General features: G+C 48.2%; 5 protein-coding genes, 1 other RNA gene and 3 pseudogenes. 6 read left to right on the plus strand and 3 right to left on the minus strand.

The features are described 5' to 3' along the window. The 6 genes and pseudogenes from BGK49_RS06815 to rnpB all read left to right on the plus strand — a co-directional run. Window positions 1-300, plus strand: a pseudogene (locus tag BGK49_RS06815) (IS1-like element IS1X2 family transposase); the annotation flags it as partial. Between the two features lie 9 nt (window positions 301-309). Further along, entirely contained in the window at window positions 310-1,644 is a 1,335-nt protein-coding gene (garP, locus tag BGK49_RS06820) for a galactarate/glucarate/glycerate transporter GarP (protein WP_024259659.1), read from the plus strand. A 15-nt stretch (window positions 1,645-1,659) separates the two neighbouring features. Next, window positions 1,660-2,430, plus strand: coding sequence for a 2-dehydro-3-deoxyglucarate aldolase (gene garL, locus BGK49_RS06825; protein WP_001058227.1), 771 nt, complete (start codon window positions 1,660-1,662; stop codon window positions 2,428-2,430). Between the two features lie 29 nt (window positions 2,431-2,459). Next, entirely contained in the window at window positions 2,460-3,350 is an 891-nt protein-coding gene (garR, locus tag BGK49_RS06830; protein ID WP_001303675.1) for a 2-hydroxy-3-oxopropionate reductase, read from the plus strand. 96 nt (window positions 3,351-3,446) lie between these two features. Next, window positions 3,447-4,592: a glycerate 2-kinase gene (gene garK / locus BGK49_RS06835; RefSeq protein WP_005027325.1), complete on the plus strand. Its 1,146-nt coding sequence runs from the start codon at window positions 3,447-3,449 to the stop codon at window positions 4,590-4,592. Between the two features lie 32 nt (window positions 4,593-4,624). After that, window positions 4,625-5,001, plus strand: an RNA gene (gene rnpB, locus BGK49_RS06840) — RNase P RNA component class A. Window positions 5,002-5,388: 387 nt separating this feature from the next. Here the strand turns inward: rnpB and BGK49_RS06845 are convergent. From BGK49_RS06845 to BGK49_RS06855, 3 genes and pseudogenes are all read right to left on the minus strand, one after another. Next, window positions 5,389-6,543 (minus strand): annotated as a pseudogene (locus BGK49_RS06845) (YhaC family protein). 21 nt (window positions 6,544-6,564) lie between these two features. Then, window positions 6,565-6,927, minus strand: a pseudogene (locus BGK49_RS06850) (hypothetical protein); the annotation flags it as partial. Between the two features lie 10 nt (window positions 6,928-6,937). Beyond that, on the minus strand, window positions 6,938-7,200 hold a 263-nt coding region (locus BGK49_RS06855; RefSeq protein ID WP_000317683.1), incomplete at its 5' end, for an IS1 family transposase.

A 7,200-nucleotide genomic window follows, 5' to 3' on the forward strand; every position in this document is an offset into this window, starting at 1 on the left:
ACGGTTGTGGCGCACGTCTTCGGTGAACGCACTCTGGCCACACTGGAGCGTCTTCTGAGCCTGCTGTCGGCCTTTGAGGTCGTGGTATGGATGACGGATGGCTGGCCGCTGTATGAATCACGCCTGAAGGGAAAGCTGCACGTTATCAGCAAGCGTTACACTCAGCGCATTGAGCGACATAATCTGAATCTGAGACAACATCTGGCAAGGCTGGGACGGAAGTCACTGTCGTTCTCAAAATCGGTGGAGCTGCATGACAAGGTCATCGGGCATTATCTGAACATAAAACACTATCAGTAAGTTGGAGTCATTACCCTGGACACCGTTGACGTAAAAAAGAAAGGCGTGCATACCCGCTATTTAATATTACTGATTATTTTTATTGTTACCGCCGTTAACTACGCCGATCGTGCAACGCTGTCTATTGCTGGTACCGAAGTGGCAAAAGAGTTGCAGTTAAGTGCGGTTTCGATGGGTTACATCTTCTCCGCTTTTGGCTGGGCCTACCTGCTGATGCAAATTCCCGGCGGCTGGCTGCTTGATAAGTTTGGCTCGAAAAAAGTTTACACCTACAGCCTCTTTTTCTGGTCGCTATTCACCTTCCTGCAAGGCTTTGTTGATATGTTCCCGCTGGCCTGGGCAGGGATCTCTATGTTCTTTATGCGCTTTATGCTCGGCTTCTCGGAAGCGCCATCATTCCCGGCGAACGCCCGTATTGTCGCCGCCTGGTTCCCGACGAAAGAACGTGGTACTGCCTCCGCCATCTTTAACTCGGCGCAATATTTCTCGCTGGCGCTCTTTTCGCCTCTGCTTGGCTGGCTGACTTTCGCCTGGGGCTGGGAGCACGTCTTCACCGTTATGGGGGTGATTGGTTTTGTGCTGACGGCGCTGTGGATCAAGTTGATTCATAACCCGACAGATCACCCACGTATGTCTGCGGAAGAGCTGAAGTTTATCTCTGAAAATGGCGCGGTGGTCGATATGGACCACAAAAAGCCGGGCAGCGCAGCAGCAAGCGGTCCCAAACTGCATTACATCAAGCAATTGCTCTCTAACCGCATGATGTTGGGCGTATTTTTCGGACAATATTTTATCAACACCATCACCTGGTTCTTCCTCACCTGGTTCCCGATTTATCTGGTGCAGGAAAAAGGCATGTCGATTCTGAAAGTGGGTCTGGTCGCCTCGATTCCGGCACTGTGTGGTTTTGCGGGCGGCGTGCTGGGAGGTGTCTTCTCGGATTATCTGATCAAACGCGGTTTATCCCTGACCCTGGCACGTAAGCTACCGATTGTGCTGGGAATGTTGCTGGCTTCCACCATCATCTTATGTAACTACACCAACAACACCACGCTGGTGGTCATGCTGATGGCGCTGGCTTTTTTTGGCAAAGGATTTGGTGCTCTGGGCTGGCCGGTGATTTCTGACACCGCGCCGAAAGAGATTGTTGGCCTCTGTGGCGGCGTCTTTAACGTCTTTGGCAATGTTGCCTCCATTGTCACTCCACTGGTGATTGGCTACCTGGTAAGTGAACTGCACTCCTTCAATGCAGCACTGGTTTTCGTGGGATGTTCAGCGCTGATGGCGATGGTCTGCTACCTCTTCGTAGTTGGCGACATTAAACGTATGGAATTGCAGAAATAAGCAAAGGTATAAGCGATGAATAACGATGTTTTCCCGAATAAATTCAAAGCCGCACTGGCTGCGAAACAGGTACAAATTGGTTGCTGGTCAGCACTCTCTAACCCGATTAGCACTGAAGTTCTTGGTTTGGCTGGGTTTGACTGGCTGGTGCTGGATGGCGAACATGCGCCAAACGATATTTCCACGTTTATTCCGCAGTTAATGGCCCTGAAAGGCAGCGCCAGCGCGCCAGTAGTGCGAGTGCCGACCAACGAGCCGGTAATTATTAAGCGTCTTCTGGATATCGGTTTCTATAACTTCCTGATTCCTTTTGTAGAAACAAAAGAGGAAGCAGAGCAGGCGGTGGCATCAACTCGTTACCCGCCGGAAGGCATTCGCGGCGTCTCCGTTTCTCACCGCGCCAATATGTTTGGCACCGTGGCGGATTATTTCGCTCAGTCGAACAAGAACATCACTATTCTGGTCCAGATAGAAAGTCAGCAGGGCGTAGATAACGTCGATGCTATTGCCGCTACCGAAGGTGTAGACGGTATCTTCGTCGGCCCCAGCGATCTGGCTGCGGCATTGGGCCATCTCGGCAATGCCTCGCATCCGGATGTACAAAAAGCAATTCAGCATATTTTTAACCGTGCCAGTGCGCACGGCAAACCCAGCGGTATTCTCGCGCCGGTCGAAGCCGATGCGCGTCGTTATCTGGAATGGGGCGCGACGTTTGTGGCTGTCGGCAGCGATCTTGGCGTCTTCCGCTCTGCCACTCAGAAACTGGCTGATACCTTTAAAAAATAACCACCACCGCAACAAGAGAGATGATTGATATGACTATGAAAGTTGGTTTTATTGGCCTGGGGATTATGGGTAAACCAATGAGTAAAAACCTTCTGAAAGCAGGTTACTCGCTGGTGGTTGCTGACCGTAACCCAGAAGCTATTGCTGACGTGATTGCTGCAGGTGCAGAAACAGCGTCTACGGCTAAAGCGATCGCTGAACAGTGCGACGTCATCATAACCATGCTGCCAAACTCCCCTCATGTGAAAGAGGTGGCGCTGGGTGAGAATGGCATTATTGAAGGCGCGAAGCCAGGTACGGTATTGATCGATATGAGTTCTATCGCACCGCTGGCAAGCCGTGAAATCAGCGAAGCGCTGAAAGCGAAAGGCATTGATATGCTGGATGCTCCGGTGAGCGGCGGTGAACCGAAAGCCATCGACGGTACGCTGTCAGTGATGGTGGGCGGCGACAAGGCTATTTTCGACAAATACTATGATTTGATGAAAGCGATGGCGGGTTCCGTGGTGCATACCGGGGAAATCGGTGCAGGTAACGTCACCAAACTGGCAAATCAGGTCATTGTGGCGCTGAATATTGCTGCGATGTCAGAAGCGTTAACGCTGGCAACTAAAGCGGGCGTTAACCCGGACCTGGTTTATCAGGCAATTCGCGGTGGGCTGGCGGGCAGTACCGTGCTGGATGCCAAAGCGCCGATGGTGATGGACCGCAACTTCAAGCCGGGCTTCCGCATTGATCTGCATATTAAGGATCTGGCGAATGCGCTGGATACTTCTCACGGCGTCGGCGCGCAACTGCCGCTCACAGCTGCGGTTATGGAGATGATGCAGGCACTGCGTGCAGATGGTTTAGGAACGGCGGATCATAGCGCTCTGGCGTGCTACTACGAAAAACTGGCGAAAGTCGAAGTTACTCGTTAATGACGTCGTGCCCGGATGGCGTATTGCAATCCGGGCCTGGAATCCACGCCGAATAAGAGAAACGCCCTCCGGCGTCATGTGGTAACAGGCATAGGTATGAAAATCGTAATCGCCCCAGACTCTTATAAAGAAAGTTTATCTGCCAGCGAGGTTGCGCAGGCGATAGAAAAAGGATTTCGGAAAATTTTTCCTGATGCACAGTACGTTTCTGTTCCGGTTGCCGACGGTGGCGAAGGAACGGTGGAAGCGATGATTGCAGCCACCCAAGGTTCCGAACGTCACGCCTGGGTTACAGGGCCGTTGGGCGAGAAAGTGGATGCCAGTTGGGGGATCTCCGGCGATGGCAAAACCGCGTTTATTGAAATGGCGGCGGCCAGTGGGCTGGAGCTGGTACCTGCGGAAAAACGCGATCCACTCGTGACCACTTCACGCGGCACAGGCGAGTTAATCCTGCAGGCGCTGGAGAGCGGTGCGACAAACATTATTATCGGCATTGGCGGCAGCGCTACAAATGATGGCGGCGCAGGCATGGTACAGGCGCTGGGGGCGAAATTATGCGACGCCAACGGCAATGAAATTGGTTTTGGCGGCGGTAGTCTTAATACTCTGAATGATATTGATATTTCCGGCCTCGATCCGCGCTTAAAAGATTGCGTCATTCGCGTCGCTTGTGATGTCACCAATCCGCTGGTGGGCGATAACGGCGCATCGCGCATCTTTGGCCCACAAAAGGGAGCCAGTGAAGCGATGATTGTTGAGCTGGACAATAACCTCTCTCACTATGCCGAGGTCATTAAAAAAGCGCTGCATGTTGATGTGAAAGATGTCCCCGGCGCAGGAGCTGCGGGCGGTATGGGCGCGGCGCTGATGGCGTTTCTTGGTGCGGAACTGAAAAGTGGTATTGAAATCGTCACTACGACGCTGAATCTGGAAGAACATATTCACGATTGTACGCTGGTGATCACCGGTGAAGGGCGTATTGACAGCCAGAGTATTCACGGCAAGGTACCGATTGGTGTCGCAAACGTGGCGAAGAAGTACCATAAACCGGTGATTGGCATTGCGGGTAGCCTGACCGATGATGTTGGCGTTGTACATCAGCATGGCATTGATGCGGTCTTCAGCGTATTGACCAGCATAGGTACGTTGGACGAAGCATTCCGCGGGGCTTATGACAATATCTGCCGTGCTTCACGTAATATCGCCGCGACACTGGCGATTGGAATGCGCAACGCGGGGTGACAAGGGCGCGCAAACCCTCTATACTGCGCGCCGAAGCTGACCAGACAGTCGCCGCTTCGTCGTCGTCCTCTTCGGGGGAGACGGGCGGAGGGGAGGAAAGTCCGGGCTCCATAGGGCAGGGTGCCAGGTAACGCCTGGGGGGGAAACCCACGACCAGTGCAACAGAGAGCAAACCGCCGATGGCCCGCGCAAGCGGGATCAGGTAAGGGTGAAAGGGTGCGGTAAGAGCGCACCGCGCGGCTGGTAACAGTCCGTGGCACGGTAAACTCCACCCGGAGCAAGGCCAAATAGGGGTTCATAAGGTACGGCCCGTACTGAACCCGGGTAGGCTGCTTGAGCCAGTGAGCGATTGCTGGCCTAGATGAATGACTGTCCACGACAGAACCCGGCTTATCGGTCAGTTTCACCTGATTTACGTAAAAACCCGCTTCGGCGGGTTTTTGCTTTTGGAGGGGCAGAAAGATGAATGACTGTCCACGACACTATACCCAAAAGAAAGCGGCTTATCGGTCAGTTTCACCTGATGTACGTAATAAACCGTTCCGGCGGGTTTCAGATTGTTGAGTGCGCTTTATTCATGCCGGATGCGGCGTGAACGCCTTATCCTGCCTACAAAAGCACGCAAATTCAATATATTGCAGAGATGGCGTAGGCCTGATAAGCGTAGCGCATCAGGCATTTTTGCGGTTGCCATCAGTTTCAAACCCGCGTCAGTGAGTTTTTGCTTTTGGTGCACAGGGTAAGATGAATGAATATCTACGGTATTAATTATAGATTTTGTAAGAAGTTATTAAGTCTATATTGCATTTAAAAGGTCGTAATTATACGTATATTCCTCTCTGGTAAAATATAGATTCTCTGAGTTATATGCTTCATATGCGTTATATTCTTCGACTTCAAAGCCATTGTCCGAAGAATTTTCGTCTTTCTCGAGGGTATTAACTCTTCTGAGCTGGAGTCTTCTATGTTTAAATCCATAGTATAATTAATTTGGGGGACGAGCAGATATAATCTTCAATGATTATATCGATGTAATCATATATTTTTTTGATGAGAATTCTTTCATCTTTGGTAATTTAATTCTGTTCAAGCAATTGTTGATTTTCGATGAGCTTTTATATATTTCTTTTGTTAATTCATTTTCTAATTTATCTGTAAGAGTTGCCCTTGGTATAGATTTTATAATTGCAAATCTCATAATTTTTAATTGTTCTTCGGTAATGTCTCCAAGCTCATTTAAACAACTTTCGACAAACTTGATTTTTTCTTCAGAATACATATCGCTAATACTTATTAAAACAGGCGTTATTTTTAGTAAATAATCCCAGGAGATTGTGGCGTTTTGTGTTGAACTAACAAAATTAACCTGAAACATGTTGGCATTAGTAAAATTTGTTGAATCCAATTTAAAAGGATTTAGAATAGTATTAGCCATATGTTTATCTGTGAAATCATAATAATCTAAATCGACATTACGTAAGTCCAGAGAGGATAGATCAACTATATCTCCAGTCCCACAACTAAAGATTACGTTCAACCTCCTGATTTCATTGTAAATATCTTTCAATGGACAATTAGCATTGATATTGCCTGTAGATATTTCCTGGTTTTTTAACGGTTCATTAATGGTAAGTTCGCAGGTATTGTCCGATCGTTGAATAATTTGGGCGTTATAACCTAAAAAATCCAGACGAAGAAACGAGTCATTATAAAGAATTACATTTTGTAAGTACGCTAATTCTTTTTGAAAATCACCAGTGATAATGCATTTTCCACCTGGTTGTAACGCGTTAAGTAAAGTGACCATTTGAATAGAGGTCTGTTTTAGTTTTTCTATACCTGGTGCTAGTGCTTCGAGATTATTTTCTATGGGGATTTCAGGAAGGTCATTCATTTTTCGACGGACTAAATCACTACTAATATCATTACCAATTGATGAAACAGGGAACATTATTTTATCCTTTATAAATAATCAATAAAAATCATTATTAAAATGATCGGGTGAAAAAAAGAGAATTTGCCAACAATCTGAAGTAATGCAGGTTTTATTAAAGTGCGTAGGGGCTGTTAAGATGGCTTCTTTTTGGGTGAACTTTGCGCAATACTTAGAAATCGTCTCCTTAATACATTCCAGCTCTTTTTTATTGACGGCTGAGCAAGTACATTGTTCACCAAAAGGTGCAAAAGTGCCTACATCTAATGTTTGTATGATATAATTATCATGTTCTCCTGTAGAAATATCTATGATGAATGGACTCATATTTTCCGGTTGGATTCGGATCATGACAGAAGGAACATCGCCTTGATAGAAATTCAATGCAGTAATTGCAGGTAATGCTGCCAACTTACTGATAGTGTTTTATGTTCAGATAATGCCCGATGACCTTGTCATGCAGCTCCACCGATTTTGAGAACGACAGTGACTTCCGTCCCAGCCTTGCCAGATGTTGTCTCAGATTCAGATTATGTCGCTCAATGCGCTGAGTGTAACGCTTGCTGATAACGTGCAGCTTTCCCTTCAGGCGTGATTCATACAGCGGCCAGCCATCCGTCATCCATACCACGACCTCAAAGGCCGACAGCAGGCTCAGAAGACGCTCCAGTGTGG

It is taken from the genome of Shigella sp. FC1544 (assembly GCF_001722145.1).
GTDB lineage: Bacteria > Pseudomonadota > Gammaproteobacteria > Enterobacterales > Enterobacteriaceae > Escherichia > Escherichia coli.